At 64.2% G+C, this 25,672-nt stretch carries 23 protein-coding genes; 19 read left to right on the top strand and 4 right to left on the bottom strand.

Going from position 1 to position 25,672, the window contains the following annotated elements:
• Positions 1–20: 20 nt before the first annotated feature.
• Together sixA and RRF64_RS06105 are read left to right on the top strand one after the other, a co-directional pair.
• The gene (sixA, locus tag RRF64_RS06110) at positions 21–482 is read left to right on the top strand and encodes a phosphohistidine phosphatase SixA (RefSeq protein WP_323844938.1); all 462 of its coding nucleotides are present in this window, start codon (positions 21–23) and stop codon (positions 480–482) included.
• 327 nt (positions 483–809) lie between these two features.
• Positions 810–1,697: an alpha/beta fold hydrolase gene (locus RRF64_RS06105; RefSeq protein WP_323844936.1), complete on the top strand. Its 888-nt coding sequence runs from the start codon at positions 810–812 to the stop codon at positions 1,695–1,697.
• A 126-nt stretch (positions 1,698–1,823) separates the two neighbouring features.
• Here RRF64_RS06105 and RRF64_RS06100 read toward each other — a convergent pair whose 3' ends face one another.
• A complete protein-coding gene (locus RRF64_RS06100; RefSeq protein ID WP_323844935.1) occupies positions 1,824–2,180 on the bottom strand; it encodes a 5-carboxymethyl-2-hydroxymuconate Delta-isomerase in 357 nt (118 codons plus the stop codon).
• A 47-nt stretch (positions 2,181–2,227) separates the two neighbouring features.
• The gene (gene folE, locus RRF64_RS06095) at positions 2,228–2,767 is read right to left on the bottom strand and encodes a GTP cyclohydrolase I FolE (protein ID WP_323844934.1); all 540 of its coding nucleotides are present in this window, start codon (positions 2,765–2,767) and stop codon (positions 2,228–2,230) included.
• Positions 2,768–2,891: 124 nt separating this feature from the next.
• On the opposite strand from folE, the gene prmB reads away from it, so the two are divergent.
• Both prmB and aroC read left to right on the top strand, forming a co-directional pair.
• A complete protein-coding gene (prmB, locus tag RRF64_RS06090; protein WP_323844933.1) occupies positions 2,892–3,836 on the top strand; it encodes a 50S ribosomal protein L3 N(5)-glutamine methyltransferase in 945 nt (314 codons plus the stop codon).
• Between the two features lie 285 nt (positions 3,837–4,121).
• Entirely contained in the window at positions 4,122–5,213 is a 1,092-nt protein-coding gene (gene aroC / locus RRF64_RS06085; protein ID WP_323844932.1) for a chorismate synthase, read from the top strand.
• A 58-nt stretch (positions 5,214–5,271) separates the two neighbouring features.
• On the opposite strand, the gene RRF64_RS06080 is transcribed toward aroC, so the two are convergent.
• Positions 5,272–6,009, bottom strand: coding sequence for a TIGR04219 family outer membrane beta-barrel protein (locus RRF64_RS06080; RefSeq protein WP_323844931.1), 738 nt, complete (start codon positions 6,007–6,009; stop codon positions 5,272–5,274).
• Positions 6,010–6,104: 95 nt separating this feature from the next.
• Positions 6,105–6,998 (bottom strand): LysR family transcriptional regulator, encoded by an 894-nt coding sequence (locus RRF64_RS06075; protein WP_323844930.1) that lies wholly within the window; start codon positions 6,996–6,998, stop codon positions 6,105–6,107.
• Positions 6,999–7,321: 323 nt separating this feature from the next.
• Here RRF64_RS06075 and leuC point away from each other — a divergent pair, with 323 nt between their 5' ends.
• From leuC to purF, 15 genes are all read left to right on the top strand, one after another.
• The gene (leuC, locus tag RRF64_RS06070) at positions 7,322–8,761 is read left to right on the top strand and encodes a 3-isopropylmalate dehydratase large subunit (protein WP_323844929.1); all 1,440 of its coding nucleotides are present in this window, start codon (positions 7,322–7,324) and stop codon (positions 8,759–8,761) included.
• Entirely contained in the window at positions 8,762–9,409 is a 648-nt protein-coding gene (gene leuD / locus RRF64_RS06065) for a 3-isopropylmalate dehydratase small subunit (protein WP_323844928.1), read from the top strand.
• Positions 9,410–9,502: 93 nt separating this feature from the next.
• On the top strand, positions 9,503–10,576 hold the full coding sequence (gene leuB, locus RRF64_RS06060; protein ID WP_323844927.1) for a 3-isopropylmalate dehydrogenase: 1,074 nt from the start codon (positions 9,503–9,505) through the stop codon (positions 10,574–10,576).
• A gap of 79 nt (positions 10,577–10,655) precedes the next feature.
• Positions 10,656–11,771, top strand: coding sequence for an aspartate-semialdehyde dehydrogenase (asd, locus tag RRF64_RS06055; protein ID WP_323844926.1), 1,116 nt, complete (start codon positions 10,656–10,658; stop codon positions 11,769–11,771).
• A 219-nt stretch (positions 11,772–11,990) separates the two neighbouring features.
• Positions 11,991–12,986: an Asd/ArgC dimerization domain-containing protein gene (locus RRF64_RS06050; protein ID WP_323844925.1), complete on the top strand. Its 996-nt coding sequence runs from the start codon at positions 11,991–11,993 to the stop codon at positions 12,984–12,986.
• A gap of 213 nt (positions 12,987–13,199) precedes the next feature.
• On the top strand, positions 13,200–16,247 hold the full coding sequence (locus RRF64_RS06045) for a FimV/HubP family polar landmark protein (RefSeq protein WP_323844924.1): 3,048 nt from the start codon (positions 13,200–13,202) through the stop codon (positions 16,245–16,247).
• Positions 16,248–16,441: 194 nt separating this feature from the next.
• Positions 16,442–17,320: a tRNA pseudouridine(38-40) synthase TruA gene (gene truA / locus RRF64_RS06040; RefSeq protein ID WP_323844923.1), complete on the top strand. Its 879-nt coding sequence runs from the start codon at positions 16,442–16,444 to the stop codon at positions 17,318–17,320.
• Between the two features lie 204 nt (positions 17,321–17,524).
• Positions 17,525–18,136: a phosphoribosylanthranilate isomerase gene (locus RRF64_RS06035; protein ID WP_323844922.1), complete on the top strand. Its 612-nt coding sequence runs from the start codon at positions 17,525–17,527 to the stop codon at positions 18,134–18,136.
• A gap of 43 nt (positions 18,137–18,179) precedes the next feature.
• Positions 18,180–19,421 carry a tryptophan synthase subunit beta gene (trpB, locus tag RRF64_RS06030; RefSeq protein ID WP_323844921.1) on the top strand — a complete coding sequence of 414 codons (1,242 nt, stop codon included), beginning with the start codon at positions 18,180–18,182 and terminating at the stop codon, positions 19,419–19,421.
• A 90-nt stretch (positions 19,422–19,511) separates the two neighbouring features.
• Positions 19,512–20,333 (top strand): tryptophan synthase subunit alpha, encoded by an 822-nt coding sequence (gene trpA / locus RRF64_RS06025; protein WP_323844920.1) that lies wholly within the window; start codon positions 19,512–19,514, stop codon positions 20,331–20,333.
• Between the two features lie 226 nt (positions 20,334–20,559).
• Entirely contained in the window at positions 20,560–21,414 is an 855-nt protein-coding gene (accD, locus tag RRF64_RS06020; protein WP_323844919.1) for an acetyl-CoA carboxylase, carboxyltransferase subunit beta, read from the top strand.
• A gap of 114 nt (positions 21,415–21,528) precedes the next feature.
• Positions 21,529–22,800: a bifunctional tetrahydrofolate synthase/dihydrofolate synthase gene (gene folC / locus RRF64_RS06015; RefSeq protein WP_323844918.1), complete on the top strand. Its 1,272-nt coding sequence runs from the start codon at positions 21,529–21,531 to the stop codon at positions 22,798–22,800.
• Complete coding sequence (locus RRF64_RS06010; protein WP_323844917.1) at positions 22,781–23,419, top strand: SPOR domain-containing protein; 639 nt, start codon at positions 22,781–22,783, stop codon at positions 23,417–23,419. The genes folC and RRF64_RS06010 overlap by 20 nt, the downstream gene beginning before the upstream one ends.
• A gap of 146 nt (positions 23,420–23,565) precedes the next feature.
• Positions 23,566–24,060, top strand: a complete 495-nt coding sequence (locus RRF64_RS06005) for a CvpA family protein (protein ID WP_323844916.1) — start codon at positions 23,566–23,568, stop codon at positions 24,058–24,060.
• Between the two features lie 43 nt (positions 24,061–24,103).
• Positions 24,104–25,591, top strand: coding sequence for an amidophosphoribosyltransferase (gene purF / locus RRF64_RS06000; protein ID WP_323844915.1), 1,488 nt, complete (start codon positions 24,104–24,106; stop codon positions 25,589–25,591).
• Positions 25,592–25,672: the final 81 nt, after the last annotated feature.

The raw sequence follows: 25,672 nt of genomic DNA, 5'->3' as shown, positions 1-25,672 counted from the left end.
GCGATTCGCGGAGGTCCCCAGTGCAACTGCTGATTCTGCGCCACGGCAATGCCGAGCCGATGACCGGCGACGATGCGGCCCGCCAGCTGACCGAGCGGGGGCGCGCCGATGTGGCGCAAATCTGCGAAATGCGCGCGGACGAGCTGGCCGCGGTGCGCGCCATCTGGGCCAGTCCCTTCGCGCGCACGCAGCAGACCGCCCAGATTGTCGCCGAACGGCTGGGGCTGCCGGTCATAAGCAAGTCCCTGCTGATCGGCGACACGGCGCCGCAAACGGTGCTCGACGCCTTGCAGCAGGAGGATGGTGCGGAAAACTGGCCGCTGCTGCTGGTCAGTCACCAGCCGCTGGTTGGCAGCCTGGTCAACGGACTCTGCGGCAGCGACGGCGAGCACGCCATGGGTACGTCCAGTCTCGCCTGCCTGAGCGCGGAAGTCTGGGCCAACGGCTGTGCCGAACTGGAGTGGTTGCAGCACAGGGAGTGAATGCGGACAAATCTGCCGGGAGCAGATTTGCGCAGCCGAAGGCTGCCCGCCCGGGGCTGCCCGCCCGGGGCTGCCCACGAAGCGGGTGAGGCGCATGGGCGCGTCGCATGAATGCGGAATGCGGAATGCGGAATGCGAAATATGCGTTTCCCGGAACCCTGAAAGAGTAGCTCCCCTGTCTCGCTTGCGGGAGAGGGGTCGGGGGAGAGGGCTTCGGGTCGCGGGCCCGCCAGCGCAATCCACCATCGCCCCTGATTCATAGCGTCATTGCAGGCCTCCGCCAATCGCTGCAACATCACCCGCCTGTATTTCCGGATGTCGCCGCCCATGAACCAGTCTCCCCGCGCCTCCTCCCCCTTCCGTGAAAGGAATCTCGAATTCGACGGCAAAACCATCGCCGCGCGTCAGTGGGGCAGTGCCGACGGCGCGCCGGTACTGGCGCTGCACGGCTGGCTGGACAACTGCGCCAGTTTTGACCGGCTGGCGCCGCTGCTCGGAGACCTGAACCTGGTCGCGGTGGATATGGCCGGCCACGGCCGCAGCTATCACCGCTCCCGCGACGCCAACTACAACATCTGGGAAGAGGTGGAAGACGTGCTTGGCATAGCCCACGCGCTCGGTTGGCACGACTTCTCGCTGCTGGCCCACTCGCGCGGCGCCGTGGCGGCAATGATTACCGCCGGTACCTTCCCCGGCCGCATCAGACGCCTGGCGCTGATCGATGGCCTGGTGCCGCCGCCGGCGGAGGATGCCGAGGCGCCGGAGACCCTCGCGAGGGCGATCGCCCAGCGGGCCCGCTACGGTGCGCGCAAGCCGCGCCATTTCGAATCGTTTGACGCGGCAGTGGAGGCGCGCAAGAACGGTATGTTCCCGCTGCCGGACGGCGCCGCCCGCGCGCTCGCCGAGCGCGGCACCCGCCCGGTCGGCGACGGCTTTACCTGGAGCAACGATCCGCGCCTGATGGCCACCTCTACCGCCAAGCTGAACAATGCGCAGGTGCAGGCGTTCCTCGACCGGGCCACCATGCCGATTCGGCTGGTGCTCGCGACGGAGGGCATCGTCAACATGATCGAGCGGTTGCGGCCGGTGCTGGCCAGCCACGCCAATATCGAGGTTAAGGAAATGCCCGGCGGCCACCACCTGCACATGGAGGACGGCGCCGAGGGGATTGCCGAGTGGTTCGGTCCCTTTTTGCGCGGCGAAGCTGATCGGTAATCGGCACCGTCGCCGGTTGAAAGATCTCTATGTAGGAGCGGCCCATGGCCGCGATCGGACTTTCTGGATACCCCGGACATCGATCGCGGCCATGGGCCGCTCCTACATTAGGAAAGAAGGAGAGTTCTAAAAGGGCAAACGTTTCGAATAGCAGCTCGGGTCCATCTCCCGCACCTCCACCGTCACCGCCGGCACGCCCTCGGCAAACTGGCACAGGCAGTTGAATACGGCCGAACTGAGGGCCTCCCGCTCCCGGTCGCTGCGCCCCTCGAGCAGGCGGATTTCTGCGTGGATAAAGCTGCCGCCGGAGCCCTCAACGGAGCCGCCGGCAATAAACTGTTCGTAGGGCAGCGCGCGGGTCTTGATGGTGTGCGGGGCAAAGAGCCCGGACTTGTTCATGGCCTCCTGGGCCGAGCTCACCAGTGCGGCGATGGAGATCTTGTCTTCGAGCTTTTTCGCGTACTCGATCACCAGGTGGGGCATGAATCTCTCTCCGTGAGGTAGAACTTGTAGGGTGCGCAGGGCGCACCCTACCGGATCAGTGACAGGAATTCGTTGCGGGTGGCCTGGTTGCTGCGGAAGGTGCCGAGCATAGCGGAGGTCTTCATCACCGAGTTCTGCTTCTCCACGCCGCGCATCATCATGCACATGTGCTTGGCCTCGATGATGACACCGACGCCGGCGGCGTTGGTGATCCGCTGCAGGCTCTCGGCGATCTGCACCGTCAGCTGTTCCTGGATCTGCAGGCGGCGCGCGAACATGTCTACGATGCGCGCGACCTTGGACAGGCCCACCACCATGCCATTGGGGATATAGGCCACGTGCGCCTTGCCGATAAATGGCAGCAGGTGGTGCTCGCACAGGGAGTAGAGTTCGATATCCTTGACCAGCACCATCTCGCTGCAATCGGACGGGAAGAGGGCGCCGTTGACGACTTCGTCAACGGTCTGCTTGTAGCCGCGGGTCAGGTATTCCATGGCTTTGGCGGCGCGCTGCGGCGTGTCTTTCAGTCCGTGACGTTGCGGATCTTCGCCGATTGCTTCGATAATTCGCGCGTAGTGTTCGTTCATGCTGCTCTTTTCCAATATCTCAGCCCGGCAGCCTGCCGTGGGCGGGTGCGCTACCCTAAGCCTTTGTCACCCTAGAGTAAAGATCCGCACATACCGAGTTCCATAGCATTTAAGGATAGATTCCATGATAGAAAGGCGTGAATCCAGTCTCCATGAATTGGCGACGGTGCTCGACTATATCCGCTGGGGTGCCAGCCGTTTCAACGAGGCCGGCCTCTGGTTCGGCCACGGCACCGACAACGCCTGGGACGAGGCGGTGCTACTGGTAATGCACAGCCTGCACCTGCCGCTGGAGAGCAAGCCGGAGGTGCTGCAGGCGCGCCTGACGATGGAGGAGCGCCGCGAGGTGATGGCGATACTGGAGCGCCGCGCCGACGAGCGCCTGCCGGCCGCCTACCTGACCCACGAGGCCCATTTCTGCGGCATGTCCTTCTATGTGGACGAGCGCGTGCTGGTGCCGCGCTCACCGATCGGCGAACTGATCCGCGGCGGCTTCGAGCCCTGGCTGAAAGTGGAACCGCTGGCGATTCTGGATCTCTGCTGCGGCAGCGGCTGCATCGGCATCGCCTGTGCCGAGGCCTTCCCCGATGCGCGGGTCGACCTCAGCGACATAGACGCGGGCGCCGTCGAAGTGGCGCAGATCAATATCAACCGCCATCACCTGAATGAACAGGTGCGCGCGGTGCAGTCCGACCTGTTCGCCGGTCTGCACGGCTGCAGCTACGAGCTGATCGTGTGCAACCCGCCCTATGTCGACGCGCGCGACCTGGCGGAGATGCCGGCGGAATTCCGCGCCGAGCCGGAAATTGCGCTGGGCTCCGGGGACGACGGCCTCGACTTTACCCGCAGGCTGCTGCGCGAGGCCGCCGACCACCTGCAGCCGGACGGGCTGCTGGTGTGCGAGGTGGGCAACAGCTGGGAGGCGCTGGAGCGGGCCTTCCCGGAGGTACCCTTTATGTGGCCCGAGTTCGAGGACGGCGGCCACGGTGTCTTCGTGATCAGCCGCGAGGAGCTGCTCGCCTACCGGCAATATTGGGAACCGGGGACTGGCGACCAGGGCCAGGGATAGTACCGCTAATTCAGAAATTGGCACTCTGTGGGAGCCGGACCTGCTGGCGATCAAAAGGCTGGGCAAAACACGCACTTTTCGCCCGCAGGGCAGGCTCCCACAACTGGAGATTCCGGCAAGGGGGCTTAACTGAACAGCTTCGGTGCCTGGTAAATGATCCTAGGGATGGCGGAAAGCAGCAAAGCCGCTGCGCTTTTTGCGCCGCGCGGCGCATGGCCGGCGGGGAATCCCTTATAATGCGCCGCTTTCAACGAATACAACGCAGATAGACAGGGAAAATTGCGCATGTCGGGCAACACCTTTGGCAAGCTGTTTTGCGTCACCTCTTTCGGCGAGAGCCACGGCCCGGCGCTGGGTTGTATCGTCGATGGCTGCCCGCCCGGGCTGGAGATCAGCGAGGAGGAGATCCAGCTGGAGCTGGACCGGCGCAAGCCGGGCACTTCCCGCTACACCACCCAGCGCCGCGAGGCGGACCAGGTCAAGATTCTGTCCGGTGTGTTCGAGGGCAAGACCACCGGCACGCCGATCGGCCTCTTGATCGAGAACACCGACCAGCGCTCGAAGGACTACGCCAATATCGCCGAGCAGGTGCGCCCGGCCCACGCCGACTACACCTACTGGCAGAAATACGGCCTGCGCGACTACCGCGGCGGCGGCCGCTCGTCTGCGCGCGAGACGGCCATGCGCGTCGCTGCCGGCGCCATCGCCAAGAAATGGCTGCGCGAAAAATATGGCATAGAGGTGCGTGGCTACCTGTCGCAGCTGGGGCCGATCAAAGTGGAAAAGCTGGACTGGGACCAGGTGGGGCAGAATCCGTTTTTCTGCCCGGACGCGGACAAGGTGGCGGAGATGGAGGCCTATATGCAGGCGCTGATCAAGGAGGGCAACTCCATCGGCGCGCGCATCTCGGTGCACGCCAGCAATGTGCCGGCGGGCCTCGGCGAGCCGATCTTTGATCGCCTGGACGCGGATCTCGCCCACGCGCTGATGAGCATCAACGCCGTCAAGGGGGTGGAGATCGGGGCCGGCTTCGCCAGTGTCGAGCAGAAAGGCACCGAGCACCGCGACGAGATCACGCCGGAAGGATTTCTGTCCAACAATGCCGGCGGTGTGCTGGGCGGCATTTCCAGCGGCCAGGAGATTATCGCCCATATCGCCCTGAAACCCACTTCCAGCCTGCGTATTCCCGGGCGCAGCATCGATGTGCACGGGAATCCGATCGAAGTGATTACCACCGGGCGCCACGATCCCTGTGTCGGAATCCGCGCGACGCCCATCGCGGAGGCGATGATGGCGCTGGTGCTGATCGATCACGCGCTGCGCCAGCGCGGGCAGAACGGGGATGTCAGTCCCGGCGTCGTGACGGCAGGCAAGTAAACGGTGCAAAAAGAAAGGGCGGCAAATGCCGCCCTTTTTTAATTTCTGCCGATCCCGATTACAGGTGCAGATTCAGACCCAGGTAGGGGCCCTTGATTTCGATATCGGTCTGCAGGTCGTCCAGCTCTTGCACTTCCAGGCTCCATACCCGATAGCCGGCTTCGACGGCGAAGTCCAGGGCCGGGGCGAAGTCCCAGCGCACTTTCGCGGTCAGGTCGGTGTGGGTGTCGCCCTTGTAGCCGGTGCCATTGCCCTGGGCGATTATTGACCAGCCGGTAAACGGCAGGTCAAAACGGGCCATGCCGTAAGCCATCGGCAGATAGCCGTTCAGCTCGATGGTCTCGGACTGGATGGCGCTCGCCACGGACAATTCACCTTTGTACTGGCGCGCGGTCAGGCCGATGTCCAGGTTCACCCAGTTGTCGAGCACTTCGTAATAAAGGGTGGCATCGGTGTGGCTCAGGTCCAGATCCGCGCTTACATCGCTGCCGACCAGGAAAGTTTCGTCACCGAACTGGACGAACTCGCCGAGCTGGGCTGCACCGTCGGTCTGGATGGTGCTGTGGGACACCATGATATTCGGCACCAGCGGGATCGGGTGCTCCAGGGCCGCCTGCAGGAAAGTGATGTTGTCTTCCGCCAGGGAAAACTCATCCATATTGAAGTTGTCGGCACCGATGCCGCCGGTGTAAGTCGGCTGCCAGATGCCGGCGCTGGCGTCAAAGCCGAGAATGGTGTCTGCGCTGGCGGCGCCGCTGGCGAGGGCGGCACACAGGGCGAGTGCTGTTCTTTTCATGGGGTCTCTCCATTTTAATTCTGTGGCGGAGTTTACCTTTTTTTTTCTGACGTACTGATGTCAGCCGCACATTTCCCTGAAATGTGTGATTGTGATCAGGTTTTTTCTGGTGAATTTTTATCCGCCGCGGCAATCAGCAGCTGTTGCAATGCGCTGGCGGCGTTGCTGAGCGTTCTGGCGCGGTGATTGATGACACCCAGGTTGCGCACGATGTGCAGTTTTTCCACCGGCAGTATGGCGAGGCTGTCGTCGACCAGTGTGCGCGGCAGCACGCTCCAGCCGAGCCCGACGCCCGCCATCATCTTGATGGTTTCGAGAAAGTTGGTGGCCAGCTTGGCGGTGAGCTTCAGCCCCCGGGCATCGAACTCGCGCTTGATCAGGCGGCCGGTGTAGGTGTTCAAATCCGGCAGTATGGCCGGATAGCGCGCGAGGTCGTCGAGATCCAGCGTCGGCATCTGCGCCAGCGGGTGGTCGGGTGCGGCGACCACCACGCAGGGGTCGGGCCAGATCACGCGGGCATCCAGGCTCGGGTATTCCTTCAGCGCCAGGGTGACCACTGCCAGTTCGTACTCTCCGGCCATCAGTGCCTCGTAGGCCTGTTCCGAGTCGACAAAATCGATATCCAGTGCCACGTCGGGGTAGCGGGTACTGAACTCTTTCAGTACCGGCGGCAAGTGGTGCAGACCCACGTGGTGGCTGGTGGCGATGCGCAGGCTGCCGGTCACTTCGCCGCCCAGTGAGCGCAGTTCGCGCTCGGCATCGCTGACCTCGTTGAGGATATGTCGCGCCCGCGGCAGCAGAACCCGGCCGGCGTCGGTCAGCTGCAGGCGCCGGCCGATGCGGTCGAACAGCGGTGTGCCCAGCTGCTGTTCCAGCGCCGCCAGGCGCTTACTGACCGCCGGCTGGGTCAGGTGCAGATGCTCGGCTGCCTCGGATACCGAGCCCTGCTCTGCGGTGGCGAGGAAGGCCTTGAGCCATTGGAGTTCCACTGTTCTCTGCTCCGTAGTGGGTTGGGTGGCGGCGCCGCTGCCGGGAGCCACTTGTTCAACAGCCTCATCGGCAAATGTTTCTCAAGCGGCTCCCGGCATCGACGTCTTCTCTTTTAGGTCCGGTATTCTTTCGGGCTCGAGCCGTAGGGTGCGCCGTGCGCACCATTGGTCGCGCCATATGCTGCGAGTCCCGATACTTTCAAATTCCTATTTGGAATGTTTCTTATAATAAATATAATTTGATGTTATTCAATGCCCGGCATTAGACTTGCCCTCAATTTCCGCATTCCGCATTCATCATTCCGCATTTAGAGGACACGGCCATGGCCGGGCAGACGCTCTACGACAAACTCTGGCAGGACCACCTGGTAAAGAGCCGCGAAGACGGCACAGCACTCATCTATATCGACCGCCACCTGATCCACGAGGTGACTTCCCCGCAGGCGTTTGAAGGTCTGCGACTGGCCGGTCGCAAACCCTGGCGCAAGGACTCACTGGTCGCAACGCCGGACCATAACGTTCCGTCCGAGGCCGCCGAGCGCGCCGCCGGCGTCGCAGGCATCCGCGACGAGGTGTCGCGGATCCAGGTGCAGACCCTGGACGAGAACTGTCGCGATTTCGATGTGGTGCAGTTCGGTATCAACGAGCCGGGGCAGGGCATCGTGCATGTGATCGGCCCGGAGACGGGTGCGACCCTGCCGGGCATGACCGTGGTCTGCGGTGACTCCCACACCTCCACCCACGGCGCCCTGGGTGCCCTGGCGCACGGCATCGGCACCTCCGAGGTCGAGCACGTGATGGCGACCCAGTGCCTGATCCAGAAGAAGATGAAGAACATGCTGGTGCGCGTGGACGGCGAGCTGGGTCCGGGCGTGACGGCGAAGGACGTGGTGCTGGCGATTATCGGCAAGATCGGCACCGCCGGCGGCACCGGCTTCGCGATCGAGTTCGGCGGCGAAGTGATGCGCAGCATGTCGATGGAAGGTCGCATGACCGTGTGCAACATGGCCATCGAGGCGGGCGCGCGCGCCGGCATGGTGGCGGTGGACCAGATCACCCTGGATTACGTGAAGGACAAGCCCTATGCGCCGAAAGGCGAGCACTGGGACAGGGCCGTAGCGGCCTGGAGCCAGCTGCACTCCGACGACGATGCCGTGTTCGATGCGGTGGTGGAGTTGCGCGGCGAGGAGATAGAGCCGCAGGTGAGCTGGGGCACTTCCCCGGAAATGGTGGTACCGGTGAGCGCGCTGGTGCCGGATCCGGCCGCGGAGACCGATGCGACCAAGCGCGCCGGTATCGCCCGGGCGCTGGAATATATGGGCCTGCAGGCCGGCCAGAAGATTACCGATATCAAGCTGGACCGGGTGTTTATCGGCTCCTGCACCAATTCCCGTATCGAGGACCTGCGCGCGGCCGCGGCGGTGGCCAAGGGCCAGAAGAAGGCCGACAGCGTCAAGCAGGTACTGATCGTGCCGGGCTCGCAGGCGGTGAAGGCGCAGGCGGAAAAAGAGGGGCTGCACCATATCTTTATCGACGCCGGCTTCGAGTGGCGCGAGCCGTCCTGCTCCATGTGTCTGGCGATGAATGCGGACAAGCTGGGCGCCGGCGAGCACTGCGCCTCCACGTCCAACCGCAACTTCGAGGGGCGCCAGGGCTACGGCGGCCGCACCCATCTGGTGAGCCCGAGCATGGCGGCGGCGGCGGCGATTGCCGGCCGTTTTGTCGATGTGCGTGAATTCGAATCTCAATTGGAGACTGCGTAAATGAAGGCTTTTACCGTGCATAAAGGTCTGGCCGCGCCGATGGATCGCGCCAATGTGGATACCGACCTGATTATTCCGAAGCAGTTTCTGAAATCCATCAAGCGCACCGGTTTCGGTCCCAACCTGTTCGACGAGCTGCGCTACCTCGACGAGGGCCAGCCGGGTCAGGACTGTTCCCGGCGTCCGCTGAACCCGGAGTTTGCACTGAATTACCCGCGCTACCAGGGTGCTTCGGTGCTGCTGGCGCGCGAGAACTTCGGCTGTGGTTCCAGCCGCGAACACGCGCCCTGGGCGCTGGATGATTACGGCTTTCGCGCGGTAATCGCGCCGAGTTTTGCCGATATCTTCTTCAACAACTGCTTCAAGAACGGCCTGCTGCCGATCGTGCTGGAAGAGGCGGTAGTGAACGAGCTGTTCGACGAGATGTACGCGCAGGAAGGCTACGAGCTGACCATTGATCTGGACAAGCAGCAGATTGTGAAGCCGGACGGCGACACCATCGCCTTCGAGGTGGATGAGTTCCGCAAGCACTGCCTGCTGAACGGCCTCGACGATATCGGCCTGACCCTGGAGGACGCGGACGATATCCGCGTTTACGAAGCCAAGCGCCGCCAGCAGGCCCCCTGGCTGTTCGACGCGGTTAAGTAATCTGCTGACGTAGGGTGCGCCGTGCGCACCTTCGGCCTTGAATGGTGCGCACGGCGCACCCTGCGAAGTGATAAATAATTTAAGGGAAGATTTGTGAGCAAAAAAATCATGATCCTGCCGGGCGACGGTATCGGCCCGGAAATCGTCGAGCAGGCGGTGGCGGTACTGGAAGCCGTGGACAAGAAATTCAATCTGGGCCTCTCCTTCGAGCAGGGCCTGATCGGTGGTGCGTCCATCGACGCCCACGGCGAGCCGCTCACCGACGCGACGCTGGAAGCGGCGGGCAAGTGCGATGCGGTGCTGCTCGGCGCTGTCGGCGGTCCCAAGTGGGACACGCTTCCGCGGGAAATCCGCCCGGAAAAGGGCCTGCTGAAGATCCGCAGCAAACTCGGTCTCTACGCCAACCTGCGCCCGGCGATCCTGTACCCGCAGCTGGCCGAGGCGTCCTCGCTGAAGCCGGAGGTGGTTGCCGGCCTGGATATCCTGATCGTGCGCGAGCTCACCGGCGGTATCTATTTCGGCGAGCCGCGCGGCATCCGCACGCTGGAAAACGGCGAGAAGCAGGGCTTCAACACCTACGTCTACAGCGAGTCGGAAATCGAGCGCATCGCGCGCACGGCCTTCGAGGCGGCGCAGAAGCGCGGTGGCAAGCTGTGCTCGGTGGACAAGGCCAATGTGCTGGAAGTGACCGTGCTGTGGCGCGAGGTGCTGGACCGCCTGGCACCGGAATACCCGGACGTGCAGCTGTCGCATATGTACGTGGACAACGCGGCCATGCAGCTGGTGCGCGCACCCAAGCAGTTCGATGTCATGGTCACCGGCAATATGTTCGGCGATATTCTCTCCGATGCCGCGGCCATGCTGACCGGCTCCATCGGCATGCTGCCGTCTGCCTCGCTGAACGAAACCGGCTTCGGTCTCTATGAGCCGTGCCACGGTTCGGCGCCGGACATCGCCGGCCAGGGTATCGCCAACCCGCTGGCGACCATTCTGTCTGCCGCGATGATGCTGCGCTACTCTCTGGATATGGGGGACGCCGCCGATGCGATCGAGGCAGCTGTGAGCGAGGTTCTGGATCGGGGACTGCGCACCGCGGACATCTATACCGAAGGCTGTAAAAAGGTATCCACCGCGGAAATGGGCGCAGCAGTGGTGGCCGCTTTCTAGTGATTTAAATCCGTACTCGAACTCGTCATTCCGGCGCAGGCCGGAATCCATACACCACGGAATTTAAAGGTCATTTGCAATGAACAAAGTAGGTTTTATCGGCTGGCGCGGCATGGTCGGCTCGGTATTGATGGAGCGCATGTTGGCGGAGAACGACTTCGCCCATATCGCCGAGCCGGTTTTCTTTTCTACATCCAACGCCGGTGGCAAGGCGCCGGATATCGGTCGTAAAGTGGCCCCTCTCGGCGACGCCTACGACATGGATGCGTTGGCTCAGCTGGATGCAATCGTCAGCTGCCAGGGCGGTGACTACACGAAAGAAGTGTTTCCCAAGCTGCGCGAGCGTGGCTGGCAGGGCTACTGGATCGACGCCGCCTCCAGCCTGCGCATGCAGGACGATGCCATCATCGTGCTGGATCCGGTCAACCGCGATGTGATTGACAGAGGCATTGCCGCCGGCACCAAGAACTTTATCGGCGGCAACTGCACTGTGAGCCTGATGCTGATGGCGCTCGGCGGGCTGTTCAAGGCCGGCCTGGTGGATTGGGTTTCCGTAATGAGCTATCAGGCCGCCAGCGGCGCCGGTGCGAAAAACATGCGCGAGCTGATTTCCCAGATGGGCGCCATCCGCGACGGCGTTGCCGGCGAACTGGCGGATCCGGCCAGTGCGATTCTGGATATCGACCGCAAGGTGGTCGCCGATATGCGCTCCGCGGATTTCCCCAGCGCAGAATTCGGTGCACCGCTGGCGGGCAGCCTGCTGCCGTGGATCGACACCCAACTGGAAACCGGCCAGAGCCGCGAGGAGTGGAAGGCGCAGGTGGAGGCCAACAAGATCCTGGCTACCGATATCACCGTGCCGGTGGATGGCACCTGCGTGCGGATCGGCGCCATGCGCTGTCACAGCCAGGCGTTCACCGTGAAGCTGAAGAAGAACCTGCCGCTGGCGGACATCGAGCAGCTGATCGGCACCGCCAACGACTGGGTTCGCGTAGTGCCCAATGAGCGCGAGGCCACCCTGCGGCAGCTGACACCGACGGCGGTGACCGGCAAGCTGGATATCCCGGTCGGGCGCCTGCGCAAACTGAGCATCGGGCCGGAGTACCTGAATGCGTTCACGGTAGGCGACCAGCTGCTCTGGGGCGCGGCGGAACCGCTGCGCCGGGTGTTGCTGATCCTGCTGGGTAAGCTGTAAGCGCCGCACCGGTTGGCACCCGTTTCGCCAGCCTGTGATGCTTTTCGCAACAAAAGCCGCTGCGGGGCCCCGCAGCGGCTTTTTTGTGCAGTACATCCCTGTACGTCCCCCTTCGGGCCAGCTAAAGCTGGCCAAAAGCGCTCCCGGCGCTTTTTTGATATCTCACCGCGGGTATAATCGCCCCTCGTTTTTTCCCGCCCCAACCTGAAGTGAACTGCCATGTCCGAACCTGCCCGCGAACTGGTTATTATCGGTGTCGATAGCGCCGCCTTTGCCCCGCTGCTGGAAATCCTCGAGGAGCGCGAAACCATCGCTGCCGGTCAGCTGCGCCTGCTGGAGATCGAGGACAGCGAGGTGGAGCCGCAGGTGTTCGGCAATCGCAATATCCCGGTGCGGGAACTGGAAAAATTCGCCTTCACCCCGGATCAGGTCGTCGTGGTGCTGAAGAGTGGCGCGGCGGCGGAGGCGGCCATCGGCGCAGCCGAGGCCGCCGGCGCCTGGGTGCTGGATGCAGGAGGCAATACCCGCGGCGATGAGACTGTCACGGTCGTACACCCTCTGTTGAACAGTGCGGATATCGCCACGGCGGAACGCCGTGTGCTGGCGCTGCCGAGTGCCGGCGCGGCGATGGTGGCCGAGGCGCTGGCACCGCTGGCCGAGAGCCTGCAGGCGGTGGAAGTGCAGCTGAATCAGCCGGTATCGGCGCTGGGCAAGGCGGCGATAGATTCCATGGCCGCACAGACGGCGCGCATGTTCAGCGGTCAGGACGCGGAAGTCGACCCGGCCATCGGCCACCGCCTCGCCTTCAATCAGCTGAGTGCCAGCGAGGCGTTGCTGGCCAGCGGCCACACCATGAGCGAGCTGGCACTGGTGCACGACCTGCGCCGCCTGCTCGGCGAGGGGGTCGCGATGGACGTCTGTATCAACACCGTTTCGGTATTCCACGGCCAGCTGGCCAATCTGCGTGTCGCACTGAACGAAGACGCGGACCTGGAAAAGGTGCGCGCGCTGCTCGGCAACGGCGCCCGTCTGCAGCTGGCCGAACAGCCGTCGGCGGAAGATGCGGTGGGCAGTGATGTGACACTGATCGGCCGCCTGCGGCAGAGCCTGCTAAGTCGTCATCAGGTTAATTTTTGCGCAGTGTCGGACAATTTGCGCAAAGATCTGGCAATGAACTGTGTACAGATTGTGCACTTGTTGCTAAAAAACCACTGATATTTAATACTTAGCCGCCATAGTGAAGGTGTATTCTTAACTTCCGTTCAGCCTGGGGGTGGCGATAATTTCGCCAGAGTTGAAAAAGCTGCCATTGCGGTAGTCGCTCGGCTGAACGTTTACTGTACAGTGATGGGGGTTTCGTCCGTGCGTTTTGCGGCAAGACGCGCTCGGCGGAAAGCCCGATGATTCTAACAATAAAGGGAATCGGATATGCGTGTGCGAAAGCTGGCACTTGCGGTTGGTCTGGTCAGCGCACTGGGTGGCAACGCGGCTCTGGCGCTCGGGCTGGGTGAGATCAAACTGAACTCCACGCTCAATCAGCCTCTCAATGCAGAAATCGATCTGCTGCAAACTCGCGGCCTCGGCGACAACGAGATCAAGATACGTCTCGCGAGCCCAGAGGATTTTGAGCGGGCCGGCGTCGAAAGGTCCTATCTGCTCAGCGAGTTGCGCTTCGATGTGGACTACTCCGGCGGCCAGCCGGTGATCCGCGTATCCAGCCGCGAACCGATTCGCGAACCCTTCCTGAATTTCCTGGTGGAAACCCGCTGGCCCAGTGGCCGTCTGCTGCGGGAATACACCCTGCTGATGGATCTGCCCGCCTTCTCGACCAGCACGGCACAGCAGCCGGTGCGCGCCGCCGAGCGCGAGCGCCAGCAGGTGCGTCGGGATGCTCCGGTGCAGAGGCCGGTCCAGCGGCCGGCAGTCCGCCCGGCGGAGCCGGCACCGGTTTCCGAACCGCAACAGCCCGAAGTGCGTGAGCAGCCCTCTGCGCAGCGACAATCCGCGCCAGAACCCGTGGAACCGCAAGCCGCGGATACGCAGATGCCGGCGGGCGAGGGCAGCCGTGTTTACGGCCCCGTTTCCGCCAATCAGACCCTGTGGGAAATCGCGCTGGAAAACCGCGCCAGCCGCGAATTCTCCGTGCAGCAGACCATGCTGGCCATTCAGCGCCTCAATCCGGAGGCGTTTATCAATAACAACATCAATCTGCTGAAGCGGGGGGCCGTATTGCGCCTGCCCAATGCCGATGATGTGCGCGCAGTCACCCAGACCCAGGCCATTTCCGAAGTGGCCACGCAGAACGAATCCTGGCGCGAGCGTGTCGGCGGCGACGCGGCCACCGGTGCGCCGCTGGATGCCCGTGCGGTTACCGAAGATTCCACTGTCGGCGAGACCGTCGAGGGTCGCGTGAGCCTGGCGGCGCCGGGCGACAACGAAGCCGTGCTGTCCGGGTCCGGCAGCGGCGCCGAAGACAGCGAGGCGCTGGCCGGCGATCTGACTGTTGCCGAGGAGGAACTGGACAAGTCGCGCCTGGAAAACGAAGAGCTGCAGGAACGTATCTCCGAGCTGGACGAGCAGATCGATACCATGGAGCGCCTGGTAGAGGTCTCCAATGAAGAGATGGCTGCCGTGCAAGCGGCGGCGGAACAGACCGAGCCGTCGGTGAACCCGACCGAAGCGGCGGAAGCCGCGTCGGAAACTGCGGACGAGCCCGCCGATGCCGGCGCTACCGAGCCGGCTGCGGCGGCAGAAAGCGAAGCGGCACAGGACGAGAGCCGCAACCGCGTCGTGGCAGTGCAGACCAAGTCCGAGCCGACCCTCGTGGAGCGGCTGATGGAAAACATGCAGCTGATCGGCGTGGGTGCGGGCGTGCTGCTGGTAGGTCTGTTCGGATTCTTCACCTGGCGCCGCCGCAAGGAAGAAGAGGAGGCCATGCTGCAGGTCGAGCGCGAGATGCTCGCCGAACGCGAGCTGGCGGAAGCGCCGGAGCTCGGTGAGCAGGGCGAAGACCTGGCCGCGCTGGACGCCATGCCGGGCGATGACAGCTTCGACCTGGGTGAGCTGGACGATGTAGGCACCGACGACCCGGTGTCCGAAGCGGAGATTCACCTTTCCCTCGGCCAGTACAACGAGGCGGAAAGCAAGCTGTTGCAGGGCCTGGCGGCGGACGGCCAGAACGTCGACGCGCGCCTGATGCTGCTGGAGGTGTACGCGCACCAGCAGAATCTCGCCAAGTTCGATGAGCATTACCGCCTGTTGCTCAGTATCAGCGACGGCCCCGCCGCTGACCGCGCCGCGCGCCTGCGCGAGAGCATTGCCGGTGCCGGATCCTTCGAGGCGCCGGCGATGGATTTCTCCAGCGAGTCGCTGGAAGCCGCGCAGCTCGACGATATCAGCGCGTCGTTTGAGGACGATTTTGCTGGCGGCAATTTCGACAGCGACAGTTCCGAAAGCGCCAGTTTCGAGGGTGACAGTTTCGGCGGTGACAGTTTCGAGAGCGACACTGGTTTCGGCGCTACTACAGGCGCCGACTTCGGCGATGAGCTGGAGAGTGACACCTCTCTGCTGGACGACCTGACCATGGACCTGTCCGGCGACAGCGGCAGTGCCGGCGCGAAATCCGAAGAGGACGAGTTTTCGCTGGATCTGGATCTCGATACCGACTTTGGCGGTGAGGCAACCGCAGAACAGCCGGGTAGCGGGGAGGAATTCAGTCTCGACGACCTGGATCTGGGCGATCTGGAGCTGGGTTCGGAAAGCGGCTTCGACGACGGCGAAGGTGCGCGGGAACTGGGCCCGATAGAATACGAAACTCCGGTGCCCGAGCGCGCCGGGCTCGACAGTGCAGATTCCGGCGGTGCCACTGCCGAGCTGGACGGTCTGGACAGTCTGGATAGTTCTGAGGATCTCGGCGGTCTCGACTTCGACCTGGACCTGTCGCCGATGGAGGACGATGGTGAGCTGCAGTTCGAGGCGCAAGAGACTGTGGTGGGCGCTGGCACCGACGCCCCGGCAGTTGCGGCCGAATCTGCCGAGCTGTCGCTGGATGAGATTGCCGACGACGATCTGGATGCGATCGGCGATGAGCTGGATGGCGGCCTGGACCTCGATTCCATCGATCTCGACGATATCGCCGGTGATTTGTCTGTCGGGGAAGCATTGTCGCTGGATGGTGACATCACCGCTGCCGGTGAGCCCGAGCGCCAAGTGGTTGAGGCGGCGCAGCCGTCGTCCGCAGCGGACGACAGTGAGGCGGACTTCGGCGACCTGAGCTTCAATCTGGAGAGTGATCTGGATTCCGAGCTGAACCTGCTGGACGGCAGCGACGAAATCAGCACCAAGCTGGAACTGGCGCAGGCCTACCTGGACATGGGTGACCGGGACGGCGCCAGGGATATTCTCAACGAGGTGGTGCAAGAGGGCACCGGCGAGCACAAGGCGCGCGCCGTGGAAATGCTGGAGCGCATCGCGTAAAAGCCCGCTCCGCGCCCGAAAAAACCTCGCACTGGCTGCGGGGTTTTTTTATGTCGGGGCCCGGGGCCGCGGAGCCATCAAGCCAGAGCGCCGACGGCTCCAGCTCCGCCAGGCGGCGCAGCCGCCCCCGGGAACGCCGAGCTCCAGCTCGGCATCGCGGGCCGCAGGCCCGCCACTGATGCTAAATAATTGCCATGCAACGCGAATATATCTACAAACCCAACGGCGAAGTTCCCCCCGGCGAGCAGCTGCCCGAGGGCCTGCGCCGTATCGCACTGGGTATCGAGTACTGCGGTGCGCGCCTGCACGGTTTCCAGAAACAGAAGTCGGCCGCACAGACGGTGCAGGCCTATCTGGAGCAGGCCCTGTCCAGTATCGCTGCCGAACCGCTGTCGCTGGTGTGCGCCGGTCGCACCGACGCCGGCGTGCACGCCACCAATCAGGTGATCCACTTCGATACCGGCGCCGTGCGGCCGCTGCGCGCCTGGGTGCAGGGCGTCAATACCCAGTTGCCCGACGAAGTGCGCGTGCGCTGGGCGCGGGAGGTGCCGGCGCAGTTCCACGCGCGCTTTTCCGCGCGCGCGCGCAGCTACCGCTACCTGATCCACAGCGCGCCCACCCGTTCGGCGCAGGCCGCCGCAGAGGTGACCTGGACCCAGCACCCGCTGGCGCTGGAGGCCATGCGCGAGGGTGCCCGGCACCTGCTCGGCCGCCACGACTTCACCAGCTTCCGCGCCACTCAGTGCCAGGCCAAGAGCCCGGTGCGGGAAATCACCCGGCTGGAAATCGCCCGGGTCGGGCAGCTGATTGTGCTGGAGGTGAGTGCCAATGCCTTCCTGCACCACATGGTGCGCAATATCACCGGCGTACTGATGGCCGTGGGCCGCGGTGAGCGACCGCCGCAGTGGGTCCGGCAGGTGCTGGAAAGCCGCGATCGCAGCGCCGGCGGTGTCACGGCGCCGCCCTACGGGCTCTATCTGGTGGATGTGCAGTACCCGGAGGAGTTTCAATTGCCGCAGCCGGAGCCGGGCCCGTTACTGGTGCCGCTGCCGCTGGGCGGCCTCGCCGGCTGACCAAATCGCTTTGTAGGAGCGGCGGGGCGGCCATCCGCCCATGGTCGCGATGAGTGCGGCGAAACTTCCACAGATCGATCGCGGCCAACGGCCGCTCCTGCGAGGGCTTTCGCCCGCAGCGCATTTCGCGCCCAGCGCCGATCTGCTAGTATCGCGGACTCCCTCATTTTTGAACCGCCGGTCGGGCTGTAAACAGAAAGCGCGATGCAAGTAAAAATCTGCGGCATCACCACTATCGAAGACGCAACAGCCGCGGTCGCCGCCGGTGCCGATGCGCTGGGTCTGGTGTTCTACGCGGCCAGTCCGCGCTTTGTCGATGCAGCGCGCGCAGCCGCCATCGCCGCGGCAGTGCCGCCCTTCGTCACCCTGACCGGTCTGTTTGTCAACGCCGCCGCGGAAGCAGTGCGGGAGATACTCGCGCGAGTGCCCCTGAACCTGCTGCAGTTTCACGGCGACGAGGATGCCGACTACTGCGAGCAGTTCCGGCGCCCCTATATCAGGGCGCTGCGGATGAAAGACGGCCTGGATGTGCTCGGGGCCATGGCAGGGCACCCGCGCGCGCGGGGTTTTCTGCTGGACGCATACCGCCCCGGTGTGCCCGGCGGTACCGGCGAGACCTTCGACTGGCAGCGGGTGCCGCAGCACAGCGGCCGCTCGATCGTGCTGGCCGGAGGCCTGACGCCGGACAATGTGGCCCGGGCGATTGCCGCCGCGCGTCCTCAGGCGGTCGATGTCAGCGGCGGTGTCGAACTGTCGCCGGGCAAGAAGGATCCGCAAAAGATTGTCGACTTTATTCGCGCGGCGAAAGGCCCATAAAAGGTGCCGGTAAATCTGTTTCTGTAATCGATGGAGTGTGCAAGTGAGTGATCAGAGTGCGCGAGACGGTGCGCAAGAGAGCGCGATAGATTTTTCCGCCTACCCGGATGCCAGCGGACACTTCGGCCCCTACGGCGGCCGCTTTGTGTCGGAGACGCTGATCAGCGCGCTGGACGAGTTGCAGGCGATGTATGCGCGCCTGAAAGACGATCCCGAGTTCCTCGCCGCCTTCGATTACGACCTGGCGCACTACGTGGGCCGCCCTTCGCCGCTGTACCTGGCCGAGCGGCTGACCGCGCAGGCCGGCGGCGCACGCATCTGGCTGAAGCGCGAGGACCTGAACCACACGGGCGCGCACAAGGTGAACAACACCGTCGGACAGGCGCTGCTGGCGAAGCACAGCGGCAAGAGCCGCGTGATCGCCGAGACCGGCGCCGGCCAGCACGGTGTCGCCACCGCCACTGTCGCCGCGCGCCTGGGGCTGAAGTGCGCCGTGTACATGGGGGCCGAAGACGTCAAGCGCCAGTCGCCGAACGTCTACCGCATGAAGCTGCTCGGCGCCGAGGTGATCCCGGTGGAGTCCGGCTCCAAGACCTTAAAAGACGCGATGAACGAAGCCATGCGCGACTGGGTCACCAACGTCGACGACACCTTCTACATCATCGGCACCGTCGCCGGGCCGCATCCCTATCCGCAGCTGGTGCGCGACTTCAATTCGGTGATCGGCCGCGAGGCCAAGCGCCAGAGCCTCGAGGAGTTCGGCCAGTTGCCGGACGCACTGGTGGCCTGTGTCGGCGGCGGCTCCAACGCGATCGGCCTGTTTCACCCGTTCCTGAACGACAGTGGCGTCAAGATGTACGGCGTCGAGGCCGGCGGTGAGGGTCTGGCGACTGGCCGGCACGCGGCGCCGCTGAACGACGGCGTGCCGGGCATACTGCACGGCAACCGCACCTACCTGATGGAGGACGAGGACGGCCAGATCATCGAGACCCATTCCGTCTCCGCCGGCCTCGACTACCCGGGCGTCGGCCCGGAACACGCCTGGCTGAAGGATATCGGCCGCGTCGAATACGTCACTGCGGACGACGAGGAGGCACTGAACGCCTTCCGCACCCTGACCCGCAGCGAGGGCATAATTCCGGCACTGGAGTCCAGCCACGCGGTGGCCTTTGCCCTTAAGCTGGCTGCCACCATGAAGCCTGAGCAGAACATCGTCGTGAACCTGTCCGGACGCGGCGACAAGGATATTTTCACCGTGGCCGCCATCGACGGCATCAAGGTTTAGACCTGTGGGAGCCTGCCCTGCAGGCGATCAACCTCGGCCGGGTATTCGCCTGCAGGGCAGGCTCCCACAATGGATTTAGGGATTGAGCGAGTGACACTTAATCAAGAACAACAAAACAGAATCGACCGCCGCTTCGCCAGACTGCGCGGCGAGGGCCGCAAGGCCCTGGTGACCTATATCGTTGCCGGCGATGGCGGCCTGGAAAACACCGTGCCGCTGATGCACCAGCTGGTGGCCAGCGGGGCCGACCTGATCGAACTGGGTGTGCCTTTTTCCGATCCGATGGCCGAGGGGCCAGTCATCCAGAAGGGCCACGAGCGGGCACTGGCCAACCGGGCCTCACTGCGCAAGTGCCTGGCGCTGGTACAGGAATTCCGCCAGCGGGATGCGGAAACGCCGGTGATCCTGATGGGCTACGCCAATCCGATCGAGAAGATGGGGGCGGAGCAGTTTGCCGACGCCGCGCGCGAAGCCGGCGTCGACGGCGCGCTGACTGTGGACCTGCCGGCGGAGGAGGCCGGGCCGCTGAACCAGCTGCTCGCGGAGCGCGATCTGCGCAATATCTTCCTGCTGACGCCCACCACCAGCGAGGAGCGCATTGCCGCGATCACGCGCCTGGCCAGCGGCTTTGTCTATTATGTGTCCCTGAAAGGGGTCACCGGCGCTGGCCACCTGGACCTGGCGTCGGTGCGTGACAATCTGGCGCGCATCCGCCGTTATACCGATCTGCCGCTGTGCGTCGGCTTCGGCATCAAGGACGGCACCTCCGCCCGCGCGGTCAGCGAGCACGGCGACGGCGCCGTGGTGGGCAGCGTGCTGGTGTCCGCCATCGGCGAGGCGCCGGACGCGGCGGCGGCCAGGGAGCGCGTCGCAGCGCTGGTCGGTGAAATCCGCTCGGCGCTGGACCGGTAGGGTGCGCCTTGCGCACCGATGTTGTCCGGAATTGGAATTCGGTGCGCGTGGCGCACCCTGCGCCGAGCTGGCCAGAAAGCCGAAATTAGCGGCTGATCTGGCCGGGTCTGTTGTTTTGCTAAGTGTTTTAATTCGCAGCCTAATACTTGTCGGTCAGTACAATGTACTGGTCGATAAATAGCATCGGGGCCCCGCCCCCTGTAAAGCATCGGGATTTGGAAACGAGATGAGCTGGTTAGAAAAAATTGTTCCCGCGGTCATCCGCACCGAGCGCCGCGCCGGCGTCAGCAAGGTTCCCGAAGGCGTCTGGAAGAAGTGCGTCAAGTGCGACGCCATGCTGTACCGCCCGGAACTGGAGCGCAACCTGGATGTGTGCCCGAAGTGCGACCACCACTTGCGCATAGGCGCGCGCCGCCGCCTCGACATTTTCCTCGACGAGGACGGCCGGGAGGAGCTGGGCACCGACGTGGAACCGGTGGACCGCCTGAAGTTCAAGGACGTGAAAAAATACAAGGACCGCCTGACCCAGGCGCAGAAGGCGACCGGCGAGAAAGATGCGCTGATCGCGATGCAGGGCACCCTGGAGGGCAGGCCGCTGGTCGCGGTCGCCTTCGAGTTCGCCTTCCACGGCGGTTCCATGGGTTATGTGGTGGGCGAGCGCTTCACCCGCGCCGCCCAGCGCGCACTGGAAGAGCGGATTCCGCTGGTGTGCTTCTCCGCCACCGGCGGCGCGCGCATGCAGGAGGCCCTGATCTCGCTGATGCAGATGGCTAAGACGTCGGCGGTGCTGGAAAAAATGAAGATGGCGGGAGTGCCCTACATCTCCATCATGACCGACCCGGTCTACGGCGGCGTGTCCGCATCGCTGGCGCTGCTCGGCGATATCAACGCGGCCGAGCCGGGCGCCCGCGCCGGTTTCGCCGGACCGAACATCATCGAGCAGACCATTCGCCAGAAGCTGCCCAAGGGCTTCCAGCGCAGTGAGTTCCTGCTGGAGCACGGCGCCATCGATATGATCATCCCGCGCGCCGAGATGCGCTCGACGGTTTCCCGCCTGCTGGGCAAGCTGGGCGGCGGCTGACCCGGGCAAATTCCTTTGTAGGAGCGGCCGTTGGCCGCGATCGATGTCTATTGATCCGGATATATTGATCGCGGCCAACGGCCGCTCCTACATGTGGATGTGACAATTCAAACTATGACCTCACTGCAAACCTGGCTCACCCGCCTGGAAAAACTGCACCCCACCGAAATCGAACTGGGCCTCAAGCGCGTGGCCGAAGTCGCGCGCGCGCTGGGCGTGGAAAAGCCTGCGCCCAGGGTCATCAGCGTGGCCGGTACCAACGGCAAGGGATCCTGCGTTGCCACCATGGAAGCGCTCCTCTGCGCCGGCGGCCACTCTGTGGGCGCCTACAGCTCGCCGCACCTGCTGCGCTTCAACGAGCGGGTGCGCATCGACGGCGCCGAGGTGGCCGATGCGGACCTGATCCGGGCTTTCGAAGCCGTCGAAGCGGTGCGCGGCCAGACCAGCCTGACCTATTTTGAATTCACCACGCTGGCGGCCCTGTGGCTGTTCCGGGAGGCCGGTGTCGAATACGCACTGCTGGAGGTGGGCCTGGGCGGGCGCCTGGACGCGGTCAACCTGGTGGATGCGGACCTGGCGGTCATCACCAGCGTGGCCATCGATCACGAAGCCTGGCTGGGCCGGGACCGCGAGGTGATCGGCCGCGAGAAGGCCGGCATACTGCGCCCGGGCAGCCCCTTCGTTTGTGCCGATCCGGAGCCGCCGCTGTCCGTGGTGTCGGCGGCCACCGGTCTCGGCGGTCCCAGTTACTATATCGGCCGCGATTTTTCCGTGGCGCGCAGCGCCGGCGGCGACCGCTACCGCTTCGGCGAGCTCGAAGTGGCGATACCGCCAATCAGCCTGCCGCGCCCGAGTATTGCCGCCGCCATTACTGCCCTGGCGGTGCTGGAGGCGCTGCCGGCGCAGGGCCTGGATGAGGCGCTGGCCGGCATCAGGCTGGCGGGGCGCTGCCAGCAGATCCGCTGGCGCGACCGCGACCTGCTGCTGGACGTCGGGCACAACCCGGCGGCGGCGGACTACCTGGCGCGCTGGCTGGGCGCCAATCCGGTGTCCGGCCGGACCTTGGCGCTGGTGGCGGCCATGGCGGACAAGGACCTGCCGGGGCTGTTCGCGCCGCTGCGCCAGCGGGTGGATTCCTGGCGCCCGGCGCTGCTGCCCGGCAACCCGCGCGCGGCCGGTTGCGAGGCGCTGCTGGCCGGCCTCAGGGCGGCGGGGGTGCCGGATGCGCGGGTCGAAAGCCGCTGCCCGGCTGTCGTCGACGGCCTGGAGCAGCTGTTGCTGACCAGCGGACCGCAAGACAGGTTGCTTGTCTTCGGATCCTTCTTTACTGTTGCGGAAGTTTTACAGCGAATTCGAGAAGAGAGTGATGGCGAGTCGCGATCATAAACCGCCTCGCGGCGGGCGACTGAATGACGGCTTCAAGCAGCGCATCGTCGGTGCGCTGGTGCTGGTCGCGCTCGCAGTCATTTTCCTGCCGACCCTGTTCGATCGCGAAGGGGCGCGCTATATCGATGTGACCAGTCAGATCCCGCCCGCGCCGGATATCCAGCCGATCGAGATAGCGGCGCCGGAGCCTGTCGCCGGGGTGGCGCCGGCACCCGCGCCGGATGAGGCCTTCCAGCCCGAGGTGGTGGAACAGGCTTCCAATGCCAATGCGGAAAAACCTGATGTCGCTGTGAATTCCGCGGCCGAGCAGTCCGATAGCGCTGCTAAAGGGCAAACTCCGGAAAAAGATTCTGCCCCGGTTCTCGACGCCCAGGGCCTGCCGGTTGCCTGGGTGGTGCAGGTGGCCTCCTACCGCGAGGAGTCGCATGCGGAAAAGCTGCGCAACCGCCTGATGGACGAGGGCTACAAGGCGTACACCCGCTCTGTCACCACCGGCAAGGGGCGCTTCGTGCGCGTCTTCGTCGGGCCCAAGACCAGCAAGGCGGATGCCCTGGCGGTCAAGCAGGAGCTGGATCAGCTGCTCAAGGCCCAGACCCTGGTGTTGCAATTCAAGGCCTGAGGCCGATCTTCGCAGCCCGGCAACCGGTCATTTCGAACATTCCGCTTCCTAATTTCGAACGGATTTGCGTACAGCTTCACGCGCTGGAGCGGTTCAGTTAGAATGCGCGCTCTTCGCGGCGGCAGCCGCCACGCAGGTAGGGTTGAATGAACTGGGCTGACTGGACCATTCTGGCAATCGTGGCCATTTCCACGCTGATCGGTCTCAGTCGCGGCTTCGTGCGCGAAACCCTGTCCCTGCTCACCTGGGTCGCCGCCTTCGTGATCGCGATGATGTTCCGCGACCAGCTGGCCCCGCTGCTTTCCAGCCTGGTGGATACCCCGTCGCTGCAGGCCATTGCCGCCTTCGCCATCCTGTTTCTCTTCACGCTGCTGGCCGGCGCCGGCCTGAACATGACCCTGTCTGCCTTCGTCGAAGCGACCGGCCTCTCCGGTACCGACCGGGTATTGGGCATGGTGTTCGGCCTGCTGCGCGGTGCGATTGTCGTGATGGCGCTATTGATACTGGCGCCGGCGCTGGTGCCGGTGGAAGAGGACAGCTGGTGGCAGGAGTCGGCACTGATTCCGCATTTCCTCACATTCGAGGACAGTGCGCGGGACCTGGCCGCGGCCATCAAGGGCTTTTTTGTAGAATTGTTTTAACGGGCGGCGGCGTCGCCCCCCATCGACCAGTAGGGCCAAGACTATGTGTGGTATTGTCGGTATCGTCGGTAAGAGTGACGTCAATCTGCAGTTGTACGACGCGCTCACCCTGTTGCAGCACCGCGGACAGGACGCCGCCGGGATCGTCACCTGTGACGATGACCGCCTGAACCAGCAGAAGGCCAATGGTTTGGTGCGCGATGTGTTCCGCGCGCGCCACATGGAGCGCCTCAAGGGTAACTTCGGCATCGGCCACGTGCGCTATCCGACCGCCGGCAGCTCCGGCCCGGCGCTGGCCCAGCCCTTCTATGTCAACTCGCCCTACGGCATCGCCATGGCCCACAATGGCAACCTGACCAATGTGCAGGAAGTGGCGGAAGAGATCTTCCAGCAGGACCTGCGCCACATCAATACCGACTCCGATTCCGAAGTGCTGCTGAACGTCTTCGCCCACGAATTGCACAAGCAGCACAAGCTGCAGCCGAAGGCCGAGGACATCTTCACCGCCATGCGCGCGGTGCACCAGCGCGTGCGCGGCGGCTATGCGTGTGTGGCGCTGATCGTCGGCTACGGCGTCGTCGCCTTCCGCGATCCCCACGGCATCCGCCCGCTGGTCTACGGCAAGCGCGAAACCGACAAGGGCACCGAGTATATGGTGGCGTCCGAGTCGGTGGCGCTGGATGTGCTGGGCTACACCCTGGTGCGCGACGTGGCACCGGGGGAGGCGATCTATATCGAACTGGACGGCACCGTGCACGCGGAGCAGTGTGCGGAAAACCCGTCGCTGAATCCCTGTATCTTCGAGCATGTCTATTTCGCGCGCCCCGACTCCATCATGGACGGTGTCTCCGTACACAAGGCGCGCCTGCGCCAGGGCGAACACCTGGCGGACAAGATTCTGCGCGAGCGCCCGGATCACGACATCGATGTGGTGATTCCGATCCCGGATTCCGCCCGCACCGCCGGCCAGACAGTGGCCTACCGCCTGGGCGTGAAATTCCGTGAAGGTATGGTGAAGAACCGCTATATCGGCCGCACTTTCATCATGCCCGGCCAGAAGCAGCGCAAGAAATCCGTGCGCCAGAAGCTGAACGCCATCGAGCTGGAATTCCGCGGCAAGAATGTGCTGCTGGTGGACGACTCCATCGTGCGCGGCACCACCTGCAAGCAGATCATCCAGATGGCCCGCGAAGCCGGCGCGGCGAAAGTGTATTTCGCCTCGGCGGCGCCGGCGGTGAAATTCCCGAATGTCTACGGTATCGATATGCCGTCCGCCACCGAGCTGGTGGCCCACGATCGCACCACCGAGGAAGTGTGCAGGGAGATCGGCGCCGACTGGTTGATCTACCAGGACCTGGAAGACCTGGTGGCCAGCTCCGCCGAGGGCAACGAAGCCATCAAGCAGTTCGACTGCTCGGTGTTCGACGGTAACTACGTCACCGGCGACGTGGATGAACAGTATCTGGAAGAGCTGCACGCCGCGCGCAACGATGCGGCCAAACAGGGCAAGGGCAACCAGGGTTCCCTGTAAGCCACCAGGCTTGCGGCGCCCCCTCCGCCAGCGGAAGAGGGCGCCACAACCCGCCATTTCGGTTAACATAGCCGGCTCCGC

The organism is Microbulbifer magnicolonia (genome assembly GCF_035117725.1).
Lineage (GTDB): Bacteria > Pseudomonadota > Gammaproteobacteria > Pseudomonadales > Cellvibrionaceae > Microbulbifer > Microbulbifer magnicolonia.
Note: the sequence above shows the minus strand (reverse complement) of the source record. Positions and strands in the feature narration are given on the sequence as shown.

Coding starts and splice junctions, on each gene's coding strand:
- RRF64_RS06010 (WP_323844917.1), top strand. CDS start 22,781: ATGGCGAGTCGCGATCATAAACCGCCTCGCGGCGGGCGACTGAATGAC.
- folE (WP_323844934.1), bottom strand. CDS start 2,767: ATGAACGAACACTACGCGCGAATTATCGAAGCAATCGGCGAAGATCCG.
- folC (WP_323844918.1), top strand. CDS start 21,529: ATGACCTCACTGCAAACCTGGCTCACCCGCCTGGAAAAACTGCACCCC.
- aroC (WP_323844932.1), top strand. CDS start 4,122: ATGTCGGGCAACACCTTTGGCAAGCTGTTTTGCGTCACCTCTTTCGGC.
- prmB (WP_323844933.1), top strand. CDS start 2,892: ATGATAGAAAGGCGTGAATCCAGTCTCCATGAATTGGCGACGGTGCTC.
- RRF64_RS06005 (WP_323844916.1), top strand. CDS start 23,566: ATGAACTGGGCTGACTGGACCATTCTGGCAATCGTGGCCATTTCCACG.
- truA (WP_323844923.1), top strand. CDS start 16,442: ATGCAACGCGAATATATCTACAAACCCAACGGCGAAGTTCCCCCCGGC.
- asd (WP_323844926.1), top strand. CDS start 10,656: ATGAACAAAGTAGGTTTTATCGGCTGGCGCGGCATGGTCGGCTCGGTA.
- RRF64_RS06050 (WP_323844925.1), top strand. CDS start 11,991: ATGTCCGAACCTGCCCGCGAACTGGTTATTATCGGTGTCGATAGCGCC.
- RRF64_RS06105 (WP_323844936.1), top strand. CDS start 810: ATGAACCAGTCTCCCCGCGCCTCCTCCCCCTTCCGTGAAAGGAATCTC.
- RRF64_RS06035 (WP_323844922.1), top strand. CDS start 17,525: ATGCAAGTAAAAATCTGCGGCATCACCACTATCGAAGACGCAACAGCC.
- leuC (WP_323844929.1), top strand. CDS start 7,322: ATGGCCGGGCAGACGCTCTACGACAAACTCTGGCAGGACCACCTGGTA.
- leuD (WP_323844928.1), top strand. CDS start 8,762: ATGAAGGCTTTTACCGTGCATAAAGGTCTGGCCGCGCCGATGGATCGC.
- RRF64_RS06045 (WP_323844924.1), top strand. CDS start 13,200: ATGCGTGTGCGAAAGCTGGCACTTGCGGTTGGTCTGGTCAGCGCACTG.
- RRF64_RS06100 (WP_323844935.1), bottom strand. CDS start 2,180: ATGCCCCACCTGGTGATCGAGTACGCGAAAAAGCTCGAAGACAAGATC.
- purF (WP_323844915.1), top strand. CDS start 24,104: ATGTGTGGTATTGTCGGTATCGTCGGTAAGAGTGACGTCAATCTGCAG.
- accD (WP_323844919.1), top strand. CDS start 20,560: ATGAGCTGGTTAGAAAAAATTGTTCCCGCGGTCATCCGCACCGAGCGC.
- RRF64_RS06080 (WP_323844931.1), bottom strand. CDS start 6,009: ATGAAAAGAACAGCACTCGCCCTGTGTGCCGCCCTCGCCAGCGGCGCC.